24 protein-coding genes are annotated in these 25,846 nt (G+C 72.6%); 15 read left to right on the top strand and 9 right to left on the bottom strand.

Annotation, left to right across the window (positions count from 1 at the left end):
• Window positions 1-226: 226 nt before the first annotated feature.
• Window positions 227-1,981, bottom strand: a complete 1,755-nt coding sequence (locus ACQPZG_RS13245) for an acetyl/propionyl/methylcrotonyl-CoA carboxylase subunit alpha (protein WP_433549384.1) — start codon at window positions 1,979-1,981, stop codon at window positions 227-229.
• 392 nt (window positions 1,982-2,373) lie between these two features.
• Here ACQPZG_RS13245 and ACQPZG_RS13240 point away from each other — a divergent pair, with 392 nt between their 5' ends.
• Entirely contained in the window at window positions 2,374-3,003 is a 630-nt protein-coding gene (locus ACQPZG_RS13240) for a hypothetical protein (protein WP_433546010.1), read from the top strand.
• Here the strand turns inward: ACQPZG_RS13240 and ACQPZG_RS13235 are convergent.
• The 4 genes from ACQPZG_RS13235 to ACQPZG_RS13220 form a co-directional block, all read right to left on the bottom strand.
• Window positions 2,984-3,598 carry a Maf family protein gene (locus ACQPZG_RS13235; RefSeq protein ID WP_433546009.1) on the bottom strand — a complete coding sequence of 205 codons (615 nt, stop codon included), beginning with the start codon at window positions 3,596-3,598 and terminating at the stop codon, window positions 2,984-2,986. The two genes, ACQPZG_RS13240 and ACQPZG_RS13235, sit on opposite strands and share 20 nt — an antisense overlap.
• Before the next feature lie 151 nt (window positions 3,599-3,749).
• The gene (mmpB, locus tag ACQPZG_RS13230; protein WP_433546008.1) at window positions 3,750-3,878 is read right to left on the bottom strand and encodes a morphogenic membrane protein MmpB; all 129 of its coding nucleotides are present in this window, start codon (window positions 3,876-3,878) and stop codon (window positions 3,750-3,752) included.
• A gap of 199 nt (window positions 3,879-4,077) precedes the next feature.
• Window positions 4,078-4,284, bottom strand: coding sequence for an acyl-CoA carboxylase epsilon subunit (locus tag ACQPZG_RS13225; protein ID WP_433549383.1), 207 nt, complete (start codon window positions 4,282-4,284; stop codon window positions 4,078-4,080).
• Between the two features lie 38 nt (window positions 4,285-4,322).
• Complete coding sequence (locus ACQPZG_RS13220) at window positions 4,323-5,915, bottom strand: acyl-CoA carboxylase subunit beta (RefSeq protein ID WP_433546007.1); 1,593 nt, start codon at window positions 5,913-5,915, stop codon at window positions 4,323-4,325.
• A gap of 146 nt (window positions 5,916-6,061) precedes the next feature.
• On the opposite strand from ACQPZG_RS13220, the gene ACQPZG_RS13215 reads away from it, so the two are divergent.
• The 5 genes from ACQPZG_RS13215 to ACQPZG_RS13195 all read left to right on the top strand — a co-directional run bounded on the left by ACQPZG_RS13215 (window position 6,062) and on the right by ACQPZG_RS13195 (window position 11,428).
• Entirely contained in the window at window positions 6,062-6,934 is an 873-nt protein-coding gene (locus ACQPZG_RS13215; protein WP_433546006.1) for a biotin--[acetyl-CoA-carboxylase] ligase, read from the top strand.
• Window positions 6,935-6,952: 18 nt separating this feature from the next.
• Window positions 6,953-7,180 carry a hypothetical protein gene (locus ACQPZG_RS13210; protein WP_433546005.1) on the top strand — a complete coding sequence of 76 codons (228 nt, stop codon included), beginning with the start codon at window positions 6,953-6,955 and terminating at the stop codon, window positions 7,178-7,180.
• A 457-nt stretch (window positions 7,181-7,637) separates the two neighbouring features.
• Window positions 7,638-8,885: an adenylate/guanylate cyclase domain-containing protein gene (locus tag ACQPZG_RS13205; RefSeq protein WP_433546004.1), complete on the top strand. Its 1,248-nt coding sequence runs from the start codon at window positions 7,638-7,640 to the stop codon at window positions 8,883-8,885.
• Window positions 8,886-9,276: 391 nt separating this feature from the next.
• Entirely contained in the window at window positions 9,277-10,089 is an 813-nt protein-coding gene (locus tag ACQPZG_RS13200) for an enoyl-CoA hydratase/isomerase family protein (protein ID WP_433546003.1), read from the top strand.
• Between the two features lie 127 nt (window positions 10,090-10,216).
• Window positions 10,217-11,428 (top strand): diguanylate cyclase domain-containing protein, encoded by a 1,212-nt coding sequence (locus ACQPZG_RS13195; protein ID WP_433546002.1) that lies wholly within the window; start codon window positions 10,217-10,219, stop codon window positions 11,426-11,428.
• A gap of 365 nt (window positions 11,429-11,793) precedes the next feature.
• Here ACQPZG_RS13195 and ACQPZG_RS13190 read toward each other — a convergent pair whose 3' ends face one another.
• Window positions 11,794-12,315 carry an RNA polymerase sigma factor gene (locus tag ACQPZG_RS13190; protein ID WP_433546001.1) on the bottom strand — a complete coding sequence of 174 codons (522 nt, stop codon included), beginning with the start codon at window positions 12,313-12,315 and terminating at the stop codon, window positions 11,794-11,796.
• A 303-nt stretch (window positions 12,316-12,618) separates the two neighbouring features.
• Between ACQPZG_RS13190 and ACQPZG_RS13185 the strand changes: the two genes are divergently transcribed.
• The 4 genes from ACQPZG_RS13185 (at window position 12,619) to ACQPZG_RS13170 (ending at window position 16,035) form a co-directional block, all read left to right on the top strand.
• Window positions 12,619-13,854, top strand: coding sequence for an amidase domain-containing protein (locus ACQPZG_RS13185; protein ID WP_433546000.1), 1,236 nt, complete (start codon window positions 12,619-12,621; stop codon window positions 13,852-13,854).
• A complete protein-coding gene (locus tag ACQPZG_RS13180) occupies window positions 13,833-14,261 on the top strand; it encodes a hypothetical protein (RefSeq protein ID WP_433545999.1) in 429 nt (142 codons plus the stop codon). Before ACQPZG_RS13185 ends, ACQPZG_RS13180 begins: the two co-directional genes overlap by 22 nt.
• A 359-nt stretch (window positions 14,262-14,620) precedes the next feature.
• Window positions 14,621-15,439 carry a class I SAM-dependent methyltransferase gene (locus ACQPZG_RS13175; protein WP_433545998.1) on the top strand — a complete coding sequence of 273 codons (819 nt, stop codon included), beginning with the start codon at window positions 14,621-14,623 and terminating at the stop codon, window positions 15,437-15,439.
• Between the two features lie 47 nt (window positions 15,440-15,486).
• A complete protein-coding gene (locus ACQPZG_RS13170) occupies window positions 15,487-16,035 on the top strand; it encodes a DUF1990 family protein (protein ID WP_433545997.1) in 549 nt (182 codons plus the stop codon).
• Window positions 16,036-16,477: 442 nt separating this feature from the next.
• Here the strand turns inward: ACQPZG_RS13170 and ACQPZG_RS13165 are convergent, their stop codons facing one another.
• A complete protein-coding gene (locus tag ACQPZG_RS13165; protein ID WP_433545996.1) occupies window positions 16,478-16,831 on the bottom strand; it encodes a DUF4288 domain-containing protein in 354 nt (117 codons plus the stop codon).
• Between the two features lie 187 nt (window positions 16,832-17,018).
• Window positions 17,019-18,479, bottom strand: coding sequence for a DUF2079 domain-containing protein (locus ACQPZG_RS13160; RefSeq protein WP_433545995.1), 1,461 nt, complete (start codon window positions 18,477-18,479; stop codon window positions 17,019-17,021).
• Between ACQPZG_RS13160 and ACQPZG_RS13155 the strand changes: the two genes are divergently transcribed.
• From ACQPZG_RS13155 to hutH, 4 genes are all read left to right on the top strand, one after another.
• Window positions 18,478-18,624 (top strand): hypothetical protein, encoded by a 147-nt coding sequence (locus ACQPZG_RS13155; RefSeq protein WP_433545994.1) that lies wholly within the window; start codon window positions 18,478-18,480, stop codon window positions 18,622-18,624. The two genes, ACQPZG_RS13160 and ACQPZG_RS13155, sit on opposite strands and share 2 nt — an antisense overlap.
• An 81-nt stretch (window positions 18,625-18,705) precedes the next feature.
• Complete coding sequence (locus tag ACQPZG_RS13150) at window positions 18,706-19,383, top strand: response regulator (RefSeq protein ID WP_433545993.1); 678 nt, start codon at window positions 18,706-18,708, stop codon at window positions 19,381-19,383.
• Complete coding sequence (locus ACQPZG_RS13145) at window positions 19,373-21,850, top strand: ATP-binding protein (RefSeq protein ID WP_433545992.1); 2,478 nt, start codon at window positions 19,373-19,375, stop codon at window positions 21,848-21,850. Before ACQPZG_RS13150 ends, ACQPZG_RS13145 begins: the two co-directional genes overlap by 11 nt.
• Before the next feature lie 64 nt (window positions 21,851-21,914).
• Window positions 21,915-23,480, top strand: coding sequence for a histidine ammonia-lyase (gene hutH / locus ACQPZG_RS13140; RefSeq protein WP_433549382.1), 1,566 nt, complete (start codon window positions 21,915-21,917; stop codon window positions 23,478-23,480).
• Window positions 23,481-23,649: 169 nt separating this feature from the next.
• On the opposite strand, the gene ACQPZG_RS13135 is transcribed toward hutH, so the two are convergent.
• Entirely contained in the window at window positions 23,650-24,024 is a 375-nt protein-coding gene (locus tag ACQPZG_RS13135) for a hypothetical protein (RefSeq protein WP_433545991.1), read from the bottom strand.
• A 388-nt stretch (window positions 24,025-24,412) separates the two neighbouring features.
• Here ACQPZG_RS13135 and ACQPZG_RS13130 point away from each other — a divergent pair, with 388 nt between their 5' ends.
• On the top strand, window positions 24,413-25,687 hold the full coding sequence (locus tag ACQPZG_RS13130) for a L,D-transpeptidase (protein ID WP_433545990.1): 1,275 nt from the start codon (window positions 24,413-24,415) through the stop codon (window positions 25,685-25,687).
• The last annotated feature ends 159 nt before the right edge of the window (window positions 25,688-25,846 follow it).

The following is a 25,846-nucleotide window of genomic DNA, read 5'->3' as shown; positions in this document are numbered from 1 at the left end:
GGGGCCGCTCCCTTGCCCATCCTCCCCCCAGCACTCGGCTTCGCTCGTGCAAGGAGGAGCCCCCGCGCCCCCGGGGGCAGCCCCGCCGCCCAAGAGGGTTGACGTAGGGGCGCGGCCCAGCGGGGGTGGGGCGTAGGGGTGGCTCCACCGGCCGAGGGGGCTGCCGGGGGCCACGGGGTGCGGCCCGCCTCCCGGGTGGGGGCGGGCCGCGGGGGAGCGGGGTGGGTCAGTCCTTGATCTCGCAGATCAGGGCGCCGGAGGTGACGGACGCGCCGATCTCCGCCGTCAGGCCCTTCACCGTGCCGGCGCGGTGCGCGTTCAGCGGCTGCTCCATCTTCATGGCTTCGAGGACGACGATCAGGTCGCCCTCGTTGACCTGCTGACCTTCCTCGACGGCGACCTTGACGATCGTGCCCTGCATGGGCGAGGCAAGGCTGTCGCCGGAGGCCGCGGAGCCGGACTTCTTCGCCGCCCGCCGCTTCGGCTTCGCGCCCGCCGCGAGGCCCGTACGCGCCAGCGACATCCCCAGCGAGGAGGGCAGCGAGACCTCCAGCCGCTTGCCGCCGACCTCGACGACGATCGTCTCGCGACCGGACTCGTCCTCGTCGCCCTCGGATCCCGGCACGGTGAACGCCGGGATCTCGTTGACGAACTCGGTCTCGATCCACCGGGTGTGGACGGTGAACGGGTCCGAGGTGAACGCCGGGTCCGCAACCACCGCGCGGTGGAAGGGAATCGCCGTGGCCATGCCCTCGACCTCGAACTCCGCGAGCGCCCGCGCCGCCCGCTGGAGCGCCTGCTCGCGCGTCGCGCCGGTGACGATCAGCTTGGCGAGGAGCGAGTCCCAGGCCGGGCCGATGACCGAACCCGACTCGACGCCCGCGTCCAGACGTACGCCCGGACCGCTCGGCGGGGCGAAGTTGGTGACCGTACCCGGAGCGGGGAGGAAGCCGCGGCCCGGGTCCTCGCCGTTGATGCGGAACTCGAAGGAGTGTCCGCGTACCGGCGGGTCGTCGTAGCCCAGTGCCTCGCCGTCGGCGATGCGGAACATCTCGCGCACCAGGTCGATGCCGGACACCTCTTCGGTGACCGGGTGCTCGACCTGGAGACGGGTGTTGACCTCAAGGAAGGAGATCGTGCCGTCCGCGCCCACCAGGAACTCGACGGTGCCCGCGCCGACGTAACCGGCCTCACGCAGGATCGCCTTGGAGGAGGCGTACAGCTCGGCGTTCTGCTCGGCGGTGAGGAAGGGCGCCGGGGCCTCTTCGACCAGCTTCTGGTGCCGGCGCTGGAGGGAGCAGTCACGGGTGGAGACGACGACGACGTTGCCGTGGGTGTCGGCCAGGCACTGGGTCTCGACGTGGCGCGGCTTGTCGAGGTAGCGCTCCACGAAGCACTCGCCGCGGCCGAAGGCGGCGACCGCCTCGCGCACCGCCGAGTCGTACAGCTCCGGCACTTCCTCCAGCGTGCGCGCGACCTTCAGACCGCGACCGCCACCGCCGAAGGCGGCCTTGATCGCGATGGGCAGGCCGTGTTCGCGGGCGAAGGCGACGACCTCGTCGGAACCGGAGACCGGGTCGGGGGTGCCCGCGACCAGCGGGGCGCCGGCGCGCTGCGCGATGTGCCGGGCGGCGACCTTGTCGCCGAGGTCGCGGATGGCCTGCGGCGGCGGGCCGATCCAGGTCAGGCCCGCGTCGAGGACGGCCTGTGCGAACTCCGCGTTCTCGGAGAGGAATCCGTACCCCGGGTGGATGGCGTCCGCACCCGAGTCCTTCGCGGCCTGGAGCACCTTGGCCATGTCCAGGTACGACGCGGCCGGGGTGTCACCGCCCAGGGCGAACGCCTCGTCGGCCGCGCGGACGTGCAGAGCGTCCCGGTCCGGATCGGCGTAGACCGCTACGCTCCCGATCCCGGCGTCCCGACAGGCTCGGGCGACGCGGACAGCGATTTCGCCTCGGTTGGCGATGAGCACCTTGCGCACGATGACTCCCTCCTCCTTGTGAAACAAGCTGAGTTTAGGGACTGCCTACACGGCCATACGACCCGTCCCCAATAGTGAGCTTGCCCACACGGAGCGTGATTCGAGGTGCACTCGAGTCGCGAAATCCCTTGTCGCACCACGGTACGACGGGTTACCTCATCGCACAGTAACCCCGTGATGTGGCCAAGGTCTCTGTTCTGGTGGCCAGTGGGGGGAGGGGTTTCTTTGTGGAGTCCCTACGAAGGCGTCGCGCAATCTTTGCCTTGCGGCAAAGGGGCCCGGCGGCGCCTGCGAAGGGCGGTGCGGGGGCGACCGCACGCCCTTGTCGTGAGCATTACCAGTAAGTAGCGTGCGCGTTCGGGAACTCCCGTACGGAAGTGGGTGGTCGCGCGATGATACGCAGGCCGGTGGCGGCGGCGACAGCGTTCGTCCTGTTCCTGGAGGCGGTCGGCGTCGTCCTCGTCCACTACGTACTGGGGCGGGTCGTCGACGGCCAGTCGATGTCCCTGGCAGGCACGGACCCGGGGACGACGGCGGTCGGCGCCTGGGTTCTGGGCGGCCTCACCGGCCTCTTCCTCGTCGCCTGCGGTGCGTTCCTGCTGGTGGCGGCCCTCCGGGACCGGGCGCCCGCCCGGATCGCGCGCATCCTGCTGATCGTCTGCGCGGTGGCGCACGGGGTGCTGGGCACGGCGGCGGTCGGCCTGGTGGGCTGGTGGGCGTTCGGCTGGACGATGGCGGTGCTGGGACTGATCGTGCTGTGCCTGCTGCTGTACGGGCAGCGGGACCCGGACGGGGCGGCTGTCCACGCGCCCCCGGAACCGACCGGCTCCGACGGGCCGTTGGGGCCCGCGGGACCCCCGGGGCCAACCGGACCGACCGACTCCGCAGCGCCTCCCCGTACCGACGGCCCCGCAGCCTCTCGTCGTGCCGAGGGCCCCGCAGCGCCTTTCCGTACCGACGGCCCCGCACCTTCAGGACCCGTCGGAGCCGCCGGAGCCGGGCTCAGGCCCACAAGTCCGTGATCGCCACGTCCAGTTCGGCCAGCAGGTCGCGCAGCAGTGGCAGTGACAGCCCGATGACGTTGCCGGGGTCGCCTTCGATGCCGCGCACGAAGGGCGCCGAGCGGCCGTCGAGTGTGAAGGCGCCCGCCACGTGGAGGGGTTCGCCGCTCGCCACGTACGCGGCGATCTCCCCGTCCGAGGGCTCCGCGAAGTGCACGACCGTCGACGCGGTGGCGGACGCCCGGCGTCCGCTCGCGGTGTCGATGACGCAGTGCCCGGTCCGGAGCACCCCGGACCGTCCCCGCATCGCCTTCCACCGGGCCGTGGCGTCCTCGGCGTCGTCGGGCTTGCCGAGCGCCTGTCCGTCCAGTTCCAGTACGGAGTCGCAGCCGATCACCAGCGCGCCGGCGGCCTCCGGGAGCGCGGCCACCACGTCGGCCTTCGCCGTCGCCAGGACGAGGGCCAGTTCGCCGGGCGTCGGGGCGCTCAGCGCGTCCTCGTCGACACCGCTGACGATCACCTCGGGCGCGAGCCCCGCCTGCCGCAGCAGGCCCAGCCGGGCGGGAGAGGCGGAACCGAGGACGAGGCGGCGGCGCTGTTCAGTCATGCGGGCCATCGTACGAGGGGGCGGGTCGCGGGGGCGGGGGTCCTCCCCGGGCGCAGGCAACGTGCGCCGTGCAGACGCGGCTCCCGGGGCAGGGACCGGGTGCGCCGTGCGGACCGGGCTCTCGGGGCAGGGAATCGGGTGCGCCGTGCGGGCCGGGCCCTCAGTGCACACCGAGCACGAACATCGCCACCACCATCGCCAGCGCCAGGACCAGCCCCGCGCGCCGCAGCATGGCCTGCATGTCGCGGAGTTCCTTGGGCGGCTCGTTCTCCGGGTCTGACCACAGCATGTCTTCGATGGTGCGACGAAGACGCCCGGGGCGCCTGAGTACACGTACTCAGGCGCCCCGGTGCGGAATGACTAATTCCCCCTGATCCTTCCCCCTGGGTACTACCGTGAGGCGGCCCACCCGGTAGGACGGCCCACCGAGCGGCACGGCCACCCACCGATGACGGCCACCCGGCCCCCGCGGCGCGGGGGACCCTCGGTTAGGACGGCCAGTACGTGCGTCCCCAGGTGGCAGGTCCCGGCCGTGGCAGCCGGTGGGCGGCCACCCTCGACGGGTCGGACCAGGCGGAAGGCGGGGCGGCCGGTCCCGGCGCCGCGGTGCCCGAGGCCGCGGCGCGGGCCTGGACCACCGCCAGTGCGGCGGCCAGTTCCTCCGGGGTCGGGTTGCCCCGTACGACCTTGATCATGTCGGCCATGATGGTCACCAACTCCCTTTCCGGAGCTACTAGAGCGGGATGTTGCCGTGCTTCTTCGGGGGCAGGGACTCGCGCTTGGTGCGCAGTTGGCGCAGACCGCGCACGAGGTGGGCACGGGTGTCGGACGGCATGATCACCGCGTCGACGTAGCCGCGCTCGGCCGCGACGTACGGGTTGAGGAGGGTGTCCTCGTAGTCGGCGATCAGCTCGGCGCGGGTTGCGTCCGGGTCCTCGGCGGCGGCGATGGTGCGGCGGTGCAGGATGTTCACCGCGCCCTGGGCGCCCATGACGGCGATCTGCGCGGTCGGCCAGGCCAGGTTGAGGTCCGCGCCGAGGTGCTTGGAACCCATGACGTCGTACGCGCCGCCGAAGGCCTTGCGGGTGATGACGGTGATGAGCGGGACGGTGGCCTCCGCGTACGCGTAGATGAGCTTCGCGCCGCGCCGGATGATCCCGCCGTACTCCTGGTCCACGCCCGGCAGGAAGCCCGGCACGTCGACGAAGGTCAGCACCGGCACGTTGAAGGCGTCGCAGGTGCGGACGAACCGCGCGGCCTTCTCGCTCGCGTCGATGTCGAGGCAACCGGCGAACTGCATGGGCTGGTTGGCGACGATGCCGACCGGGTGGCCCTCGACGCGGCCGAAGCCGGTGAGGATGTTCGGCGCGAACAGGGCCTGCGTCTCCAGGAATTCGCCCTCGTCCAGGACGTGCTCGATCGCCGTGTGCATGTCGTACGGCTGGTTGGCGCTGTCCGGGATGAGCGTGTCCAGCGCGCGGTCCTCGTCCGTGGTCTCCAGGTCGGCCTCCTCGGGGAAGGCGGGGGCCTCGGAGAGGTTGTTCGACGGCAGGTACGAGAGCAGCGACTTGACGTACTCGATGGCGTCCTTCTCGTCGCCCGCCATGTGGTGCGCGACACCGGACGTGGTGTTGTGGGTGCGCGCGCCGCCCAGGTCCTCGAAGCCGACGTCCTCGCCCGTCACCGTCTTGATGACGTCGGGACCCGTGATGAACATGTGCGAGGTCTGGTCGACCATCACCGTGAAGTCGGTGATCGCCGGGGAGTACACCGCGCCGCCCGCGCACGGGCCGACGATGAGCGAGATCTGCGGCACGACACCGGACGCGTGGACGTTGCGCCGGAAGATCTCCGCGAACAGGCCGAGCGCGACCACGCCCTCCTGGATACGCGCGCCGCCGCCGTCGTTGATCCCGACGACCGGGCAGCCGGTCTTCAGCGCGAAGTCCATGACCTTGACGATCTTCTCGCCGTACACCTCGCCGAGCGAGCCGCCGAAGATCGTGAAGTCCTGCGAGTACACGCACACCGGGCGGCCGTCGACGGTTCCGTAACCGGTGACCACGCCGTCCCCGTACGGGCGGTTCCTGTCGATGCCGAAGTTGGTGGAGCGGTGCCGGGCGAACTCGTCGAGCTCGACGAACGAGCCCTCGTCCATGAGCAGCTCGATCCGCTCGCGCGCCGTCAGCTTGCCCTTGGCGTGCTGCTTCTCCACCGCGCGCTCGGAACCCGCGTGGGTGGCCTCTTCGATGCGGCGGCTGAGATCCGCGATCTTTCCCGCGGTGGTGTGGATGTCGGCGTTCTGCGGCTCTTGCGGTGCGGACACGGGGATGCGGCTCCCTGCTTCGACTGCGTCGACGCGCCAAGCGGGCCAGGCGTCAACGGCGACGGTACGGACGGCTACTGACCCGTAGCGTAGCTGCGGGACCGCTGGTCGGCAGTGCGTCGTTTGCCACACCTACGCTGGGTTGCATGACGCCTCCCGATGCTTCAGACACCCCCCGGCCGGACCGCTGGAACAACCTCGACCGGCCCCCTCTCAACGAGCCGGCCCTGCGCCGCGCGCTGGTCCGCGAGGGCGGGCTGTGGACGTCGCTCGACGTGATCGCCACGACCGGATCGACCAACAGCGACCTCGCCGGACGCGGCGATTCCGCCCCGGAGGGCGCGGTGCTCGTCGCCGAGGAGCAGACGAAGGGACGCGGGCGGCTGGACCGCACCTGGTCGGCCCCCGCCCGCTCGGGCCTCTTCTTCTCCGTACTGCTCAAGCCGGGGGAGGGCGTCCCCGCGGAGCGCTGGGGCTGGCTGCCGCTGCTCACCGGCGTCGCCGTCGCCGCCGGGCTGAGCCGGGCTGCCGGGGTGGACACGGCACTCAAGTGGCCCAACGACCTCCTGGTCACCGTGGACGGAGAGGAACGGAAGGCGGGCGGCATCCTCGCGGAACGCGTGGGCGACGGAGTCGTGGTCGGCGTCGGGCTCAACGTCTCCCTGCGCGCCGACGAACTCCCCGTCCCGGCCGCCGGGTCGCTCGCCCTCGCCGGGGCGGTCTCCACCGACCGGGACACCCTGCTGCGGGCCGTCCTGCGCTCGATCGAGCAGTGGTACGGGGAGTGGCGCGAGGCCGACGGCGACCCGGCGTCCTGCCGCCTCCAGGAGGCGTACGCGGCGGGCTGCGCGACGCTGGGCCGCACGGTGCGTGCGGAACTCCCCGGCGGCCACGTCCTGACCGGCGAAGCGGTCGCCGTGGACGGCGACGGCCGCCTGGTCATCGGCACGGCGGAGGGCGTGCAGCAACCGGTGGGCGCGGGCGACATCGTGCACCTGCGCGCGGCAGGGGACGAGTAGCGCGGCAGGGGACGAGTAATGCGGGCGGGACGGGGCGACGCCCAGCCGTCGGGCGACGGCCCCGGTGGTGAGGCCCGCCGTTCCCGCGCCTGCGGCGACCGGGTGCCGTCCGAGCAGCCGGAGCGGGACGAGCGGCGCGGGCGGGACGGGCAGCCGGGGCGGGAGGGGCAGCGCAGCCGGGGCGTGACGAGCGGCGCGGGCGGGACGGGCAGCCGGGGCGGGAGGGGCAGCGCAGCCGGGGCGTGACGAGCGGCGCGGGCGGGATGGGCAGCCGGGGCGGGAGGGGCAGCGCAGCCGGGGCGGGACGAGCGGCGCGGGCGGGACGGGCAGCCGGGGCGGAAGGGGCAGCGCAGCCGGGGCGGGGCGAGCAGCCGGAGCGGCGCCCGTGGCGAGGGCGGACCCGCAACAGGACCGGTGGGGCCTTCGGGACCGGGGGCGGCCCGCACCGGGTCCCCGCGCGCCGGTTGCGCACGGTCGGCCCGGCGCTCCCGCCCGACGGCACCCGTCCCACCCGCCCCCACCCGACGACTCCCGCCCCACCCGCCTCGCGCGCGGGGAGTGAGCCACGGCACATCTGCCGTATCGTTGAGGCGACCCGCGTCACGCGGTCCGTGACCGGGCGACACAGGACGGGTCGCGAGAGATCGACAGGCGGCGGTAGGGCAGTGCGGGCAGTGCGCAGGGAACGGGCAGGAGGCGGCAGGTGACCGTCGACGGCACTACGTCCGACGGGGACGCGGACCCCTCCGGCCCCGAGGCCCCCGGGAACGCCGGGGAACCCCAGGACCCCCGCCCCCCTGCTCCGGCGACTCCGCAGCCGCCCCCGGACGTCTACAAGACACCGCCCCCGCCCCCCGTCTTCCACGAGGTCGACCACACCGCCGAGCCCTCGGACGATCCCCTCGCGATCCGCCTGGAGCAGCTCATCCTCGGCGCGGAGCGCCGCTACACCGCTTTCCAGGCCGCCCGCACCGCCGGTGTCTCCATGGACCTCGCCTCCCGTTTCTGGCGTGCCATGGGCTTTCCCGACATCGGCCAGGCCAAGGCCCTCACCGAAGCGGACGTACTCGCCCTGCGCCGCCTCGCGGGCCTCGTCGAGGCGGGCCTGCTCAGCGAGCCGATGGCCGTTCAGGTCGCCCGTTCCACCGGACAGACCACCGCCCGGCTGGCCGAATGGCAGATCGACAGCTTCCTGGAGGGCCTCACCGAGCCGCCCGAGCCCGGCATGACACGCACCGAGGTGACGTACCCGCTGGTCGAGCTGCTCCTCCCGGAGCTGCAGGAGTTCCTCGTCTACGTGTGGCGCCGCCAGCTCGCCGCAGCCACCGGCCGTGTCGTGCAGGCCGCCGACGACGACGAGATGGTGGACCGTCGTCTGGCCGTCGGCTTCGCGGACCTGGTGGGCTTCACCCGCCTCACCCGCCGCCTCGAAGAGGAGGAGCTCGGCGAACTCGTCGAAGCCTTCGAGACCACCTGCGCCGACCTCGTCGCGGCCCACGGCGGACGCCTCATCAAGACCCTCGGCGACGAGGTCCTCTACTGCGCCGACGACGCGGGCACCGCCGCCGAGATCGCACTGCGCCTCATCGAGACCCTCTCCCACGACCAGACGATGCCCGCCCTGCGCGTCGGCATCGCCTTCGGCACGGTCACCACCCGGATGGGCGACGTCTTCGGCACCACCGTGAACCTGGCCAGCCGCCTCACCTCGATAGCGCCCAAGGACACCGTCCTGGTCGACGGCGCGCTCGCCGAGGAGCTGTCCCGCACCGGGGACGCCCCGGTCTCGGAGGCCGAGGCCGCCGCGGAGGCGGAGAAGGCGGAGAAGGAGGGCACGGAGTCGCCCACGTACCGCTTCGGCCTCCAGCCGATGTGGCAGCGCCCGGTCCGCGGCCTCGGCATGGTCGAACCGTGGATGCTGGCCCGCCGCGCCAAGCCCGACCCCTCCTGACGCCCCCCTCTCCCCGCCTCCTCCTGACGGTCTCCCTCCCCGAGCGAGCGCCCGCGCGCTGCTCGCCGACAACGCTGCCCCGTTGCTCGTCCGCGGGCTCCCCTCCGTCGCTCGCCTGCGCGCTGCCTTCCCCGGCCGCGCGCTGCCTTCCCCGGCCTGTCCGTGCCCTGCCCGCCCGAGCGTCGCGGCGACCGCGCCCCGTTCTCCCCGGCCTGCCCGTGCCCGGCGTGCCCGGCCCGCCCGTGCCCGGCGTGCCCGGCCCGCCCGTGCCCTGCCCGCCCGTGTCCTGCCCGGCCGCGCCGTGCCCCCGCGTGCCCGGTCGCCCCCTTCCTGACCGGCCGACGGCGTGCCTAGGATCCCCAGGAAACGATCGTTAACCGGAGGGTGCGGAATGAGCGGCGACGAGCAGCGGTACGGGGAATTCGTGGCGGTACGACGTCACGGCGAGGGCGGACACGTCGCCGAGCTGGTCCTGGACCGCCCCAAGGCGATGAACGCGGTGTCCAGCGCGATGGCCGCCTCCCTCACCGAGGCGTGCGCGGTCCTCGCGGCCGACCCCACCGTCCGTACCACCGTCCTGACCTCCTCGAACGACCGCGCCTTCTGCGTCGGCGCCGACCTCAAGGAGCGCAACTCCCTCACCGACGCCGAACTGGTCCGTCAACGCCCGGCCGCCCGCGCCGCGTACACCGGCGTCCTCGACCTCCCCATGCCGGCCGTCGCCGCCGTCCACGGCTTCGCCCTCGGCGGCGGCTACGAACTGGCCCTCGCCTGTGACGTGATCGTCGCGGACGCCTCGGCCGTCGTCGGGCTTCCCGAGGTGTCCGTGGGCGTCCTGCCCGGCGGCGGCGGTACGCAGTTGCTGCCGCGCCGGGTGGGGGCGGCGAGAGCGGCGGAGCTGGTGTTCACGGCCCGCCGGGTGGCGGCGGCGGAGGCCGCGGAGCTGGGCCTGGTCGACGTCCTCGTGCCCGATGGCGGGGACGCGCGCGAGGAGGCCCTCGCGCTGGCGGCCCGGATCGCCGGCAACTCTCCCGTCGGGCTGCGGGCCGCGAAGAAGGCCATGCGCCTGGGTCAGGGCCTGGACCTGCGGGCGGGCCTGGAGGTGGAGGACGCGGCGTGGCGTTCGGTGGCGTTCTCGGGCGACCGGGCGGAGGGCGTGGCCGCGTTCAACGAGAAGCGGAAGCCGCAGTGGCCCGGCGAGTGACGCCCGCGGCGTCGAGCGCACGCGGATGGCCCGGTCCTCCGTCCGTGGCCCCCGTACGGCCTCTTCGTGACCCCCGGACCGCCGCTCCCGAGCGAGGCTACGGGCAAAACCTGCCTAACCTGTACCAATGGGTGAAAACGTTCGTGTGAGGGCCGTGGTCGCGCTGGCGCAGGCGATGGCGGCCGCCCACACGCCCCGCGAGAGCTGGCGAGCTGCCGCCTTGGGCGCGCGGGACGCGCTCAGCGGCAGCTTCGCCGCGCTCTCCGTATGGGAACGGGAGGCGGGCCGGCTGCGGGTCCTGGTCAACGAGGGCGAGCGCGCGCCGGGCGAAGAGGAATTCCCCGAGGACGAGACGTACCCCGTCCACCAGTTCCCCGAGATCACCGAGTTCCTGCACGAGCAGTGGGCGGGGGGCGGCGAGCCGGACGCGTGGGTGGAGACGGCCGACGGCGACCGCGACCCGGACACCGGGCCCGGAAGGGGGGAGGGCGGCGAGCGGGGACACCGACGTCGGGGGGCCGCCCCCGCGCCGTTCGGAGTGTGGGGGAGGGTCGCGGCCCTGCGTCGCCGGGGCCGCGGCTGCTGCGTGGTCGCACCGGTCGTGCTGCACGGCAGGGCGTGGGGCGAGCTGTACGTGGCCCGCGCCGTCGGCGAGCCGGTCTTCGACCGGGCGGACGCCGACTTCGCGACCGTGCTCGCCTCGGTCATCGCCGCCGGGATCGTCCAGACCGAACGGCTGGAGGAGGTCCGCAAGCTCGCCTTCACCGACCCCCTGACGGGTCTCGCCAACCGCCGGGCCGTCGACATACGTCTGGACGAGGCCCTCGAAGCGCACCGGGGCACCGGAGCGGTCGTCAGCCTGGTCGTCTGCGACGTGAACGGCCTCAAATGGGTCAACGATACTCTCGGCCACGCCACCGGCGACCGTCTGCTGGAACGTTTCGGCTGCGTCCTCTCGCGCTGCGGCGCCATGCTCCCCGGTACGCTCGCGGCCCGCCTCGGCGGCGACGAGTTCTGCCTCCTGACCGTCGGCCCGACGGCGGACGAGGTGGTCCGGGTCGCCGACGAACTCTGCCATCGCGCGGCCGAGTTGGAGTTCGGCGACGGTGTCGCCTGCGGTATCGCCTCCACCGGCGACCCGATCGGCGAGATCACCTCCGCCCGCCGCCTCTTCCGTCTGGCGGACGCCGCCCAGTACCGCGCCAAGGCCGCCCGCTCGGCGAAACCGGTGGTGGCGGGGCGCGACGGCGAGGTGATCCCGCTGGCGGAGACACCGCAGGAACGCGGAACGGGCGAACGCCGACGTTTCCGCGGCGCGGCGGGCCGCGACAGGCGGTGACCGGGGCGCGGTCCGCACCGGGGCGGCGGGGCCTGGTGCGTTCCGCCCGCACCGCACCGGGGCGGCGGGGCCTGGTGCGTTCCGCCCGCACCGCACCGGGGCGGCGGGGCCTGGTGCGTTGCGACCGCACCCCGCCGGGGACGCCGGGACCCGCACGGCCCGTGGACGCCGGGGGAGCGGTGGCCTCCCTGTCCGGGAGGCACTCACCCTCGACTCCTCGTACGCGCCCCCGCGCCGTACCCGCAGGCCCGTCCGCCGAAGCCCTTCCCCGAGCCGGTCACCGCCGGTCTGCCGACGATTCCCCCCTACCGCACCGCACGCTTGACGGCGCCGTCGGCTCCGCGGGCCCGCCCTCACGGTCATGGTCATGCGGTGACGTCACCCTCCACCTCCTTCTCGCCCGTGGCGAGCCTGTGGTCAAGGCGTTTGCGTGCACGCGCCAGGCGCATGGACGCCGCCTTCTCGCTGATCCCGAGGATCTCCGCGATCTCCGCGGTACGGAACCCGGCGATCATCAGGTTCACCCCTTGCCGGTCGTTGACGTCGAGTTGGGCGATCGCCTCGGCCAGCACCACCGGTACGACCGCCTCGTACGTGGGATCGACTCCGGGAACGAGGCGGAGCGCCCCCTGCTGGAGCGCGTCCGATTCCCGGGCGCCCTTCCTCTCCGCGTTGGAGATGTGCCCCAGGGCGATCTTGTAGGTCAAGGTGCGCAACTGCCGCAGGCCCACGTCGTCGGTGGGGACGGGAACCTCTTTGCGCCAGACGGTCAACATCGTTTCGCTGGCCAGATCCTCGGCGAGCCCGGAAGGCGATCTGGCCCGGATGAAGCGGTGCACCTTCGGAAGCATGTCTGCGAAGAAATCGGTGTAGAAAACGTCCCTCATCCGGCGCCTCCCCCGAGCGCGTCCGTGGACACATCGCGCTGAAGGAGGCCGTGCCGAGTCTCAGCACCCCCTGGACGACAAGTGCCCCCGGGAGACCTGCTGGCGGGCCGCGATCAGGGATGCGTTCCCCCGTCCGGCAGCGTAACAAGCCCCAGGCGCACCGGTGTTCGTATGCGCGGACGCGGCCGGTGATTCGTTCGGCGGAGCCTGTGGGATTTTCCGATCCGGTGACATCAGGTGGTGTGAAGCCGCCCCCGTCGACAGGAACGGGGGCTCCGACCCACGGGGGACGATGTGAAGCGAGTGAACCGAGCACGAAGAGACGACGCCCTGGAGCCCGAGGCCCGCGCAGGAGAGGCCGCGCCGAGAAGGAGGGCGGGGGTCGCACTGGTCAGTGCGCTGACGCTGCTCACCGGGCTGCTCACGGCCACTGTCTCCACCGCATCGGCCGAGCCTCAAAGGGACCGGCGCGGCGTCACGTTGGCAGAGGCCGACCTCGCCGGTGCCGTCGAGCACATCAACCGCGAGATCTACGTCGAGAAGCAGAACACGTCCGCCGCCGGACTCCGGCGATCCGTGGGCAAGGGTGTGTCACGGCTTGCCGCCGAACCCCTCGCGCTCCGCTCCCTCGCCGTGGAGGCGAGCAGGATCGCGGACGTCGCCGAAGAGTTCCGTGCCGACGGCAGGATCGAGGTCACCGACGTCGACGCCTCGGTCGACAGCGTGGTGACCGACGGTGGCGTCCGGTTCGTCACCCTGCACATCGCAAGGACGCTCGGTGACGGCCAGGTGTGGGAGGAACTGCAGCCGTTCGCGGTGATCGACGCACCGCTCGGCACGTTGCAGCCGGGCCAGTTCTTCGCCGTTGACGGCGAAGCCGTGCAGTACGACCGGGTTCCGGCCGAGCTGCTCGACTTGGACAGCGTGCCGAAGTTCGATCCGGCCGAGTTCACCGACCCCGACCTGAAGACTCCGCTCGTGCCCGCGACGGATCCGGCGGTCGCGCCGTCCTCGACCGAGCCGTTGGCCAAGGACGAGATACCGGGCGGGATCGAGACCCAGGCACTGAGCGCGGCCAACCGGACCAAGGTGAAGAACTACGCCCTGAAGCACGCGCTGAGCCCCAACCGCTCGTACCACGAGTGGTCGCAGGACTGCACCAACTTCGTGTCGCAGTCGCTCAAAGCAGGGGGCTGGAAGCACGACCTGGGCTGGTACCGCAGCGACGGCAACTGGTGGTACACCGGGAACGTCGGAATCCGTGCTTCGTGGACGTGGGCCGGCGCTCCCAACTTCTTCCGCTTCGCGCGGATCGAGTCCAAGCGGGCAACCGGGTGGTCGAACGTCTACCAGCTGCGAGTCGGTGACATCCTTCAGTACGCGAACAGCACCAGCTACAACAACATGGTGCATTCGATGGTGACCACCGGACACAGTCGCGGAGTTCCGCTGCTCTCGTATCACACGTCCAACACCAAGAACAAGCCGTTCACCGCGATGAACAGCAAGGGAAGGACATGGTGGGCACACAAGGTGTGAGCAGGACCATGGGCCGCCTGCCGGTATGGCTCGCCCTCGTGGCGTCGGTGAGCCTGCTGGCGACGGCGACGGCCTGCGGCAGGACCGGCTGCGGAAGCGGTGCGAAGTCCGGCGAGGAGGCAGTGCGGCAGTTCCTGGGTGCGGCCACGGCCCAGAACAAGTCCGAGGAGGAAGTCTGCCGGTACCTCCAGAAGGGCGAGAACGTCGATGAGGCGGTCGCATGGGTCGCCGAGCTGGACACCGCCGGAGGTACGGACGCGCTTGATGTCCGTGAGCGTCGCGGCGACCGGATGGGGGCCGAGCACCGGTTCGCCGTCGGGCCCGCATCGGCACCGATCGCCGACCTCGCTGTCCTTGAGGTCGACGGACGGTTCGTCGTGTCGGTGACCGGCAGCACGAAGAAGTAGGCGCGCACGGGAGGTGGCGCTCGGGGCGGAGAACGCGCAGTTCCCGCCGGTGCGGACGGAGTCCTCGGCTCCGAGCCGCAATCGAGCGCCGGCTCCCGGAAGCTGCCCGTTCCGCCCTCCTGGCGGATCCGGAAACAACCCACCGTGCCGCCGCCCGGAAGGGCCCCGCAACGGCCCCGGACGGGGCCGTTGCGGGGCGTTGCCCGTGGCCGCCGGGGTGCGGCGGCCACCCCGTACACAAGGCCGTCAGCTCCCCGTACGCGCCCCCCTTCTTACCTCAACACCCCTGCTCACCTGGGGCTTTGCGGCTCGCGCGCGTAGAATCGACTCCTACCGCACCGCACACTTCGGGGGCCCGGATGAAGCACGACCGCAACCGTTCCATACGCACCGCAGACGACGTCATGGACCTCCTCGACGGACTGTTCGCGCCCGAGACGGACCGGTGGACGGACGGCGCGTCCGACTGGTGGGACGGCTTCTACGCGGACCGCGACCGGCCCGTCCCGTTCTTCGTCTCGAAGCCCGACGAGAACCTGGCCTCGTACCTGGACGGCGGACTGTTCCGGCCCGGCCGGGGGGACGAGGCGCTCGACCTGGGCTGCGGCCCCGGCCGCAACGCCCTCCGGCTGGCCGCCGCCGGCTACGACGTGGACGCCGTCGACCTCTCCCGGAAGGCCATCGCCTGGGCCGAGGACCGCGCCCGCGAGGCGGGCCCGGAGATCGCGTCCCGGATCAGCTTCACCCGCGGCGACGCGTTCGCACTCACCCAGGCATCCGCCGCACTGTCCGGCCCGTACCACGTCATCCACGACTCGGGGTGCTTCCACCACCTGCCGCCGCACCGCCGCATCGGCTATCTCGCCATGCTGGACCGCCTGTTGGTGCCCGGCGGGCACTTCTCGCTCACCTGTTTCGCCGCGGGCGAGGGCGGCATGGGCAGCGAGATCCCGGACGCGGACCTCTACCGCGCCGACCGCCCCCACCTGCACGGCGGCCTCGCCTACTCCGCGGAGTCCCTCCGCCGCATCTTCGCCGCCGTCCCGGGCCTGGAGGAAGTCGAGATCCGCCGCATGCGCGACGAGCCCGCCGACTCCCCGCACTTCGGCGAGAGCTTCCTGTGGACGGCCCTGTTCCGGCGCGCGCACGGCTCAGCCGCCGGCCCCGCCGACGACTGAGCACCCTCCCCCGGCGGGCTCCCTCCGCGTGTGGTGCCATGGGCGGTATGGAGCCATACACGTACGCGCAGGTGGGGCTCACCCGCGAGCGGCCCGGATACTGCCCCGACGGGTACGGCGCACTGGAGGTGCGCACCCGGGTGGGATGTGGTGAACGCGCCCAACTCCTCGCCGGACGCGCAGTGTTGAACTGGCGGATGCATCGCGCGGTCGGCGTGACCATCGACGCCGAAGCACCCGTCGCCGCGCCCGGCGTCAAGGTGGTCGTCGGGCTCGGTGCAGGCCGGTGGCGGATCAAGGCGCCGTGCCGGGTGGTGTGGACGGTGGACGAGGAGCGCCGTGCCGGGTTCGGGTACGGGACGCTGCCCGGCCACCCCGAGTGCGGCGAAGAGGTATTCCTCGTCGAGACGGACGAAGCGGACGGCAGCGTGTGGCTGACCGTCCGCGCGTTCAGCCGGCCCGTCGCCCGGTACGCCCGAGCGGCCGGGCCGCTGGTGCCGCTGTTCCAGGCCGCGTACGCGCGGCGCTGCGGGCGGGTGCTGCGGCGGGCGGTACGCCGGGACGCGCGACGGAGGGCGTCGCGGGCGGGGGAGTAGCCACCCGGACGGCCCGGGGGGCGTTCGCCCGGACGGCCCGTGCTCGACCACGCCGGAGACCCTCGGTCACCGGGGACGCCGAGTGCCCGCCACCGTCGACGGCGTCGGGCACGCGGCCGCACCCGGCGGGGCGGCCCTTCGCGGGTCGGCTCTGCCTGTCGTCGATCAGCCCGTCGTCGATCAGCCTGTGGTCGACCAGCCTGATCCGCAGCACGCGGGGCCCGGCGTCGATACCGGTGCTCGCTCCGGAGCCGGGCGTCATCGCAGGGCGCAAGAGCTCGTACAGCGGACAGGTGGGCGACTGCGTCGAGGTGGCCGACGTCGCAGATACGGCACGCGACGGCCCCCACCGACCGGTGTCGGTGGGGGCCGTCGCGTCGTCCGCGCGCTGCCGTGCCCGTTGCGAGAAACCCGGCATGCGGAGCGGAACCGGAACTGAAGGTCAGAGTTCCTCGCCGGAGAGGAGAGGCTCGAACTTCTCGTACGAGACGTGATCGCGGAAGTGGCGGGAGTACAGGTCGGCGTCCCGTGTCAGATCCGCGTCCTGCGCTTCTTGTACGTCGACGATCGTCTTCAGCCGCCAAGTGATCTTCTGCCCGCCCTCGTTGAGGAACGAACTCTCCGACTGCCGGGAGCGGCGCTCCGCCGCCTGCCGTGCCGCATCCTCGTCCCGCGCATGGATGAGCACGATGTTCTCCTGGTAGAGGGGCACGTAGTCCCTGCTGTCGGACGAGGACTCCATCAGCACGATCGCAATGTAGGGGGCGCTGGTCACATCTTCTTCGGAAGAAGGCACGGCCACTCCTCTCCGCTCACTTCTCGAAACGCCTGCTGTTCCAAACTGCCACGCTTCCTGTCACCGGCGCTCTTCTCCGCCTTGGTCTCCCCGAGGTTCCGTGAGAGAGGTCCCCGGGAACTTGCTCCTGACCGCCGACCGAAGCCCGCCCGGACCGTTCGGTTGCCCCGACCAGCACACAGACCCCTTACCGCGCCCGGCCCTGTGCCCCGTCCCGACGCAGAACGACGTGGCTGCCCGCCGCGTACACCTGGTGGAAGCCGCGTTGTACGGCCTTCGCCGGATGGGGGGAGAACGTGGTGTCCGTCGTGTCCAGGACCATCCAGTCGACCCGCGCGTCCGGGCGGCCGGGGGAGTGCAGGAAGACCGTCGCGCGGTCGGTGAGGTGCGGGGCGAGACGGTTGGTGGCGGCCACCTTCGTTCCGTCGGGGACGTGCGCGAGTGCCTGCCGGGCGGCGGAGGCCGACGGCGGATCGCGCCAGAACGCGGGGCGTAGCGCCTCGGCGAGGGGCAGGGCGGTCGCGAGGAGTGCGGCGACGGCCACAACTGCCGTACGTACAGGGACATGTGCGCCCTTTCCGCGGTCCAGTGCGTCGATCAGCGCGAAGAAGGCGATCGGCATCAGAACCGCCGAGTAGTGGTAGTCCGTGCCCCAGTAGGACGGATTGGCGGACAGGAACCGCCACGCGAGCGTCGGAAGGGCGAGGAGGACCAAGGGGCTGCGCAGGGCGAGGAAGAGGGTGGGCAGAAGAAGGCACAGGAGGGTAGTGGCCTTGACCTCCAGTCCCGCCGGGAGGGCTGCCGCACCCGTACCGCCCGTCGCCGTGGCGACGTAGGTGTACGCGCCGCTCGGGTTGAAGTGCGGCAGGACGAGCAGTACGGCGAAGGCCGTCGCCGCCGGGCCCAGTACGCACAGCGTCAGGCCCGCCCGGCGATGGTGGCGCACCAGGAGCAGGCCCAGTACGAGAACGGTCGCGCCCAGGTCCTCCTTGACCAGCAGGAGACCCGCCGCCCACACCGCACACGCCCGCCAGCGCCCCGCCCGGTACGCGGCGAGGGACAGCGCCAGCAGCGGCAGCGCGAACGCCACCTCGTGGAAGTCGAAGCCGATCAGCCGCTGCACGCCCCAGCAGAGCGCATACGCGACCCCGATCCGGCTGCCCCCGGCCCGCGCGACGACGTACACCGACCAGGCGACGAGCGCCGCCTGCGCGAGGAGAAGCGTCTCGACGTGCGGGGCCAGCCGGTAGAGCGGGGCGAGGACGGCGATGACCGGGTGGAAGTGGTCGCCGAGGATCGGGAAGGGCACGTCCGGATCCGGGCCGGTGGTCGCGCGGATCGCGGACGAGGGCAACTCGCCCTCCGCGTACGCCCGTACGGCCTGGCCGAAGATGCCGAGGTCGTAGCCGGTGGTACGGAAGGTGGCGTGGAGCCGGAGGGAGTGGGCCGCATGGACGACGAGCGCGAGGAGCGAGAGCAGGGCGGCGGGGACGCGGGGCGCGCCGGGGGAGTGGGCGGGGACGGCGGCGGGCGCCGGCGGGGGCAGGGGCGGCGAGGGCGCGAGGTGCTGCGAAGGAGCGGGGCACGTCGTGGGCCACGGGCGTGGCGCGGGCGCGGCGCGGGCCGGCGGCGTGAGGAGTGCGGACATGCGCGAACGCACGCTGCGGGCCCGGGTCTTGGCCCGGAGTGTGGAGTTCGAGGAGGCCGGGGCGGCGCGAAGACCGGAGGACGTGGAGGCGGTGCCGCGCGTACCCGTCCTTCGTACGGGAGGTGAGGTCATCGGCGGAGCGTGACCGGCCGTCGCTGAGAAGGCGCTGAAGGTTCCTGAAGATCACTTCAGGAGCGGCGGCGGCCCCCTGGTGATACTGGCCCGCATGAGACTGCTGGTGGTGGAGGACGAGGAGCGGCTCGCCGCCTCCCTGAAGAGGGGCCTGAGCGCGGCCGGTTACGCGGTCGACGTCGAGCACGACGGCCTGGACGGGCTGTGGCGCGCCACCGAGCACCCGTACAGCGCGATCGTGCTCGACATCATGCTGCCCGGCCTCAACGGCTACCGGGTCTGCGAGCGGCTGCGCCGTGCCGGGGTCGACACTCCGATCCTGATGCTGACCGCGAAGAACGGCGAGTACGACGAGGCGGAGGCGCTGGACACGGGCGCGGACGACTACTTGGCGAAGCCGTTCTCGTACGTCGTCCTGGAGGCCCGCCTGCGCGCGCTGCTGCGGCGCGGCGGGGCCAAGCGGGGCAGCGTGCTGCGGCTGGGCGACCTCTGGCTGGACCCGGCGGGGCGGAAGTGCGGGCGCGGCGCAACCCGGATACCCCTGACCGGCAAGGAGTTCGCGGTACTGGAGTGCCTGGCGCGGCGGGCGGGGGAGGTGGTGCCGAAGGTGGAGGTCGTCGACGAGGTGTGGGACGCGTCGTACGACGGCGACCTCAACATCGTCGAGGTGTACGTGAGCGCGCTGCGGAAGAAGATCGACGTGCCGTTCGGGCGGGCGGCGATCGAGACGGTGAGGGGCGGGGGGTACCGGGTGGTGGGCAATGGAGGGTGAGGGGGGAGCCGACGGCCGGACGGTCGAGGCGGGTTCGTCGGCGGTGCCCGGCGAGCGGGGCGGGGGCCCTGCCGGTGGCGCGACGGAGGGGCCCGGCCACGCCCCGGTCCCCGCGACGCCCGCTGCCCCGGCGCTTCCTGCCGGTGACCTCGCTTTCTCGGGGCGCGCGTCCGGGGCTCCGGCTTCCTCGGCGGGTGCGTCCGGGGCCCCCGCTTCCTCGGCGCACGCGTCCGGGGACCGCGTTCCCTCCCGAGCCCCCGGCTCCGCCCTCCGGGTCCGGCTGCACGTCACCCTCGTCGCAGGGGTCGCCGCCGCGTTCGTCACCGCTGTCCTCTGCGCCGCCTGGCTGATCGCCGACGGGGTCGCGGGGCATGACGGTGTCAGCGGTCCGTTCGGCCGGCTCCTGCCCGTCGTGCGGGGAATGACCACATTCGGGGTGCCGGGTGGGGCGTTGCTCGTCGGGGCTGCCGTGTGGGCCGTCGCGCGGCGGTGGGGGGCGACGCTCGTGGCGGGCGGGGTGACCGCTGCTCTACTGCGGGCGCACGCCCTCTGGGCCGAGCACTTCAACAAGCGAGCGCCCTTGGACACCGCCGAGGCCGCCCTCGACGCCGGCTTCCGGTTCGCCGTGCCCGTGACGGCACTGATCGTCGCCTTCACCGCGTGGGTGGCGGCCGAGCCGTTGGGGCGCCTCGTGCCCTGGCGGAAGGGCGCGTGGTGGGCGCCCCTCGCACTCGGTGCGGTGCTCGTCGCGGCGGGGACCGTCTGGGGCGTCGCACGGCCCTGGGACCGTATGCCGGACCACGTCGAGGACAACGCCCACAGCCTCTGGCTGCTCCTCGCCGGAGGCACGCTCGCCTCCGTCCTCACCGGCTGGGTCGCCGCCCGTCTCACCCTGCGCCCCGTCGAGGCCATGCGCGCCGAACTCGCGGACATCACCGCCCGTTCGCTGGACCGACGCGTCCCGGTGCCCGTGCTCGGCGGTGTCCTCCAGCAGCTCGCCCGTACCCTCAACGCCACCCTCGACCGGCTTCAGGCCGCCGCCGACCGGCAGGCCCGTTTCGTCACGGACGCCTCGCACGAACTCCGCAGCCCCATCGCCGGACTGCGCGCCTCCCTGGAGTCCTCCCTCACCCACCCCGAAGGCGTCGACTGGCCGCAGACCGTGCGCGGGACACTCGCCGACGTCGAACGCATCCAGCACCTCACCGACGACCTCCTCCTGCTGACCCGCATCGACGGTCCCGCACCCCACGAGGACGAAGCGGTCCAACTCGCGGACCTGGCAGGCGACTTGGTGCAGGAGTACCGGCACCTGCGCCGCAATCGCGACCTCCGCGTCGACTGCGAGGTCCCGGCGGCCGGGCTCCCGGCGCTGACCGGCAGCTCCCTCCGCCTGGAGCGGCTGCTGCGCAACCTCCTCGACAACGCGTGCCGCCATGCCCGTACGGAAGTCGCAGTCGTCCTCGACGCGGGCCAGGGGCGCCAGACGGTCCGTATCGAAGTGCGCGACGACGGGCCCGGCATCCCGCCCGCCGACCGCGACCGCGTCTTCGAGCGCTTCACCCGGCTCGACGACTCCCGCACCCGTGCCGACGGCGGCGGAGCGGGACTCGGCCTCGCCATCGCCCGGGAGATCGCGGCCCGGCAGGGCGGGCGGCTGTACGTGGCGGCCGGGGCGGGGCCTGGCGCGGTACTGATCGCCGAGTTCCCGGTCGTCCGTCCGGTGCGGACGGACGAGGCCCGGCAGCCGGACGGGAGCCCGAGGGCTCCTCGCAGCAGAGCGGGGCTGGCCGCCATGGCGGCCGTCGCGGTGGCCGTCGTCCTGCTGGCGGTCGGCTTCGCGGACGCCGTGCGGGACACCTGGAACCAGGTCACCGCCCCGACTCCGAAGGTCTTCGCCGTCCCTGAGACGGACCCGCGGTCACGCGTCCCCGTCGACGCCCTGCACCCGGTCTCCACCCTCCTCTGGGGAGGCACATCCGTGAACGTGCACCTCTACGCCCCGGCCCGCACCGAGGCCGAAGCGTGGGAGCAGGTCGCCGTCATCCGGCGGCACTGGCCCACCGTCCTTCCCGGCGGCGCGGTCCGCACCCCCGGGGCGAGGCCCCCGTTCGGCATCGGCAACACCCTCTTCGTGGCGGGCCTGCGGGAGGAGGACGGGGCCGGGGTCCTCGCCTACGGGGCCCTGCCCGCCCCCGGCCGGGGCAGCACCCGGACAGCCGCCGTCCTCGTACCGGATCCCTCGGGAGCATCCGGCCGCACGGTCGAACTCGTCCTCGGCTGGGCCCCGCCCACCCTCGGTGCCGTGAGCTACCGGTGGGACGACGGCACCGTCAAGTGGCCGGAGTTGCAGAAGGTGCTCGGTTCGGACCGTCGGTGGTTCGTCACGATGGGCCCGGCCGGTGCGAAGTCGAAGGGGTACGACGTCTACGCCCTCAAGGACCGCCGCACCGTCGGCACGGGGTAAGGGTTCCACCAGGCCACCCCTAGTGACAGTCGCGCATTCAAAACGTACGCTCCTGAATATGGATATGCACACCTTGGCCACCCCCGCCGCCCCCGCCACCGTCGTGCTCAACACCTCCGGGACCACGGTCGAAGACGTCATCGCCGTGGCCCGGGGCAACGCCCGTGTCGAGCTGTCCGCCGAGGCCGTCGACGCGCTGGCCGCCGCACGCGAGATCGTGGACGCGCTCGCCGCCAAGCCCGAGCCGGTGTACGGGGTTTCGACCGGGTTCGGGGCACTCGCCACCCGTCACATCGGACCGGAGCTGCGCGCCCAGCTCCAGCGCAACATCGTGCGCTCGCACGCGGCCGGCATGGGCCCGCAGGTCGAGCGCGAGGTGGTGCGGGCGCTGATGTTCCTGCGGCTGAAGACCGTCGCGTCCGGCCACACCGGCGTACGCCCCGAAGTCGCACGGACCATGGCGGACGTGCTGAACGCCGGCATCACGCCCGTCGTGCACGAGTACGGCTCGCTCGGCTGCTCCGGCGACCTCGCGCCGCTCTCCCACTGCGCGCTGGCGCTGATGGGCGAGGGCGACGCCGAGGGCCCGGACGGGACCGTACGCCCCGCCGGCGAGCTGCTCGCCGCGCACGGCATCGCCCCCGTCGAGCTGCGGGAGAAGGAGGGCCTGGCCCTCCTCAACGGCACCGACGGCATGCTCGGCATGCTGATCATGGCCATCGCCGACCTCAAGAAGCTCTACACCTCCGCCGACATCACCGCCGCACTCAGCCTGGAGGCGCTGCTGGGCACCGAGAAGGTGCTCGCGCCCGAGCTGCACGTCATCCGCCCCCACCCGGGGCAGGGCGCCTCCGCCGACAACATGCTGCGCGTCCTGGAGGGCTCCGGCCTGACCGGCCACCACCAGGACGACGCCCCGCGCGTCCAGGACGCCTACTCGGTGCGCTGCGCCCCACAGGTCGCGGGCGCGGGCCGAGACACCATCGCGTACGCGATCACGGTCGCCGAGCGGGAACTCGCGGCGGCCGTCGACAACCCGGTGGTGCTGCCCGACGGGCGGGTGGAGTCCAACGGCAACTTCCACGGCGCACCCGTCGCGTACGTCCTGGACTTCCTCGCCATCGCCGCCGCCGACCTCGGCTCCATCGCCGAGCGCCGCACCGACCGCCTCCTCGACAAGAACCGCAGCCACGGCCTCCCCGCCTTCCTCGCGGACGACGCGGGCGTCGACTCCGGACTGATGATCGCCCAGTACACCCAGGCCGCCCTGGTCAGCGAGATGAAGCGGCTCGCCAACCCCGCCTCCGTCGACTCCATCCCGTCCTCCGCGATGCAGGAGGACCACGTGTCCATGGGCTGGTCGGCGGCGCGCAAGCTCCGTACCACCATCGACAACCTCACCCGGATCGTGGCGGTCGAGCTGTACGCCGCGACGCGCGGCATCGAACTGCGCCACGGACTGACGCCCGCGCCCGCCTCACAGGCCGTCATCGCCGCGCTGCGCGCCGCGGGCGTACAGGGCCCCGGGCCCGACCGCTTCCTCGCCCCGGACCTGGCCGCCGCGGACGCGTTCGTCCGCAGCGGCGCACTGGTCGCGGCGGTGGAACCGGTGACGGGCCCGCTGGCCTAGCCGCCGCACGCGGGGGTACGGAAGAGGGGCGCCGGGCGGCCTGCCCGGCGCCCCTCGTACGTCTCCGCGGAGGAGTCCGCTCGTGGATACGGAATCCGCCGCGCGGACGGCCCGGCGGACCTCCCGCGCGGACGGCCCGGCGGACCCGCCGCGCGGACGGCCCGATGCGTCAGGCGGGCGTCCCGCCCGCGCCCCGGCGTCGGGCCGAGTACGCCACGAAACCCGCACCGATGCTCAGGAACGCCGTACCGCCGACGAGGTACGGAGTGGTGTCCACGCTGCCGGTGTCGGCGAGGGCGAGGTGCGGGTCGAGGGGCCCGGAGCCGGCGGCGGAGGGGGCGGTGTCGCCCCCGGTGTGCGCGGCCTGCTGGGGCTGCGGGAGCTGCGGGGGCTGTTCCTGCGGAGCCCGGTCGACGCCGGCGGCCTGTGCCTGGACGGTCCGCTTCGGTGTCTCCACCGTCGCGTTGGCCGACGGTACGAACCACAGTGCGGCCAGCAGCCCACCTGCGGCGGTAGCGGTGAGCAGCGGTCGGAGTGCGGCCACGGATCGATCCCCCTTGAGGCACTCGCGAATTGGTCGTGCGCGTCGATGCTAGTGAAAGCAGCGGGTCCGGGGAAAGGCGTGTGGGGGGTGGAATTCTTCGTTCCGCCGCCTCGCGCGCCGCCTCCACCGCCCCCCGACGCCCCTCCCTGGTCGGCGAGCCGTGCATGACCCCGCCCGACCAGGGGCAAAAGGGACGGCGTAGCGTCGAAGGAGAGCACGTGTCGGGCTTGCATCCCCGGCAGTGGCGTTGCCCACACTTTCGCACGAAGTGGAACGGCCGTGCTGCCAGGGGTGTTGTTAGGGCATTGACAGGGGAAGTGCGGCCGGGCGGGACCTGGGTACCCGTGCCCGGACGGCAGCCCCGGGAGATCGTGGGGAAGCGGCAACGATGGAGAAGCGTGTGATCACGAACAGCAGGCGGCGGCGCAGGGGCCTGGCAGCCGCGTCCGCGCTGCTCGGCGGCGTACTGGTGCTTTCGGGCTGTAGCGACGACAGCAAGGGCGGCGGTGGCAGCGGTGACTCCGACGCCTCCAAGAAGTCGCAGGAGCAGTCCGACGAGGCAGCCGCCAAGGACACCTCCAAGGCCCGAATAGAGATCACCCCCAAGGCCGGTGCCACCAACGTCGGCATCAACAACGACACCAAGGTGACCGTCGCCGACGGCAAGCTGACCGAGGTCACGCTCACCGACGCGGCGGGCAAGCCGGTCAAGGGCACCATTGCCGCCGACGGCACCAGCTGGCGGCCGGACACCCGCCTCCAGCGCGCCACGGTCTACAAGCTGAGCGTGACCGCCGAGGACGCCGACAAGCGCGCCGCGCACGAGAACCGGTCCTTCACGACCGTCTCCCCGAAGAACAGCTTCATAGGCAACTTCACCCCGGACGACGGCTCGAAGGTCGGCGTGGGCATGCCGGTCTCGATCCGCTTCGACAAGCCGATCACCAACAAGAAGGCCGTCCAGAGCGCCATCGACGTCTCCTCCAGCAGCGGCCAGGAAGTCGTCGGCCACTGGTTCGACTCGCAGCGCCTGGACTTCCGGCCGCAGGACTACTGGAAGGCCCACAGCACCGTCAAGATGAAGCTCGCCCTGGACGGCGTCGAGGGTGCGAACGGCATCACCGGCGTCCAGGACAAGACGGTCACCTTCCAGATCGGCCGCAACCAGGTCTCCACCGTCGACGTCAAGACGAAGAAGATGACCGTCACGCAGGACGGCAAGGTCGTCAAGACCATCCCGATCTCCGCCGGTTCACCGGAGACCCCGACGTACAACGGCAAGATGGTGATCTCCGAGAAGTTCAAGGAGACCCGGATGGACGGCGCGACCGTCGGCTTCACGGACGACGACGGCAAGGGCGAGTACGACATCAAGGACGTCCCGCACGCCATGCGGCTGTCGACCTCGGGCACCTTCATCCACGGCAACTACTGGGGCAAGGGCATCTTCGGCAGCGCCAACACCAGCCACGGCTGCGTCGGCCTGGAGGACGTCAAGGGCGCGAACGACCCGGGCAAGCCCGGCGCGTGGTTCTTCAACAACTCGCTCGTCGGTGACGTGGTGATCGTGAAGAACTCCCCGGACAAGACCATCAAGCCGGACAACGGCCTCAACGGCTGGAACCTGGACTGGGCGGCCTGGAAGGCGGGCTCGGCGGTCTGAGACCCGCCGCCGCGGCTACGAGCCGCCGCGGTGCGTACGAAGGGCGGGCGTCACCCACTGCACGTGGGCGGTGCCCGCCCTTCGGCGTGTCACCGGTCCGGTTCCACCGGTCCCGTCACCGGTCCGCTCCCACCCGTCCCGTAGCACCGATCCACTTCC

Origin of the sequence: Streptomyces sp. CA-294286 (genome assembly GCF_050947155.1) — a bacterium.
Lineage (GTDB): Bacteria > Actinomycetota > Actinomycetes > Streptomycetales > Streptomycetaceae > Streptomyces.
The sequence above is the reverse complement of the archived record's forward strand: the minus strand, read 5'-3'. Positions and strand labels throughout refer to the sequence as shown.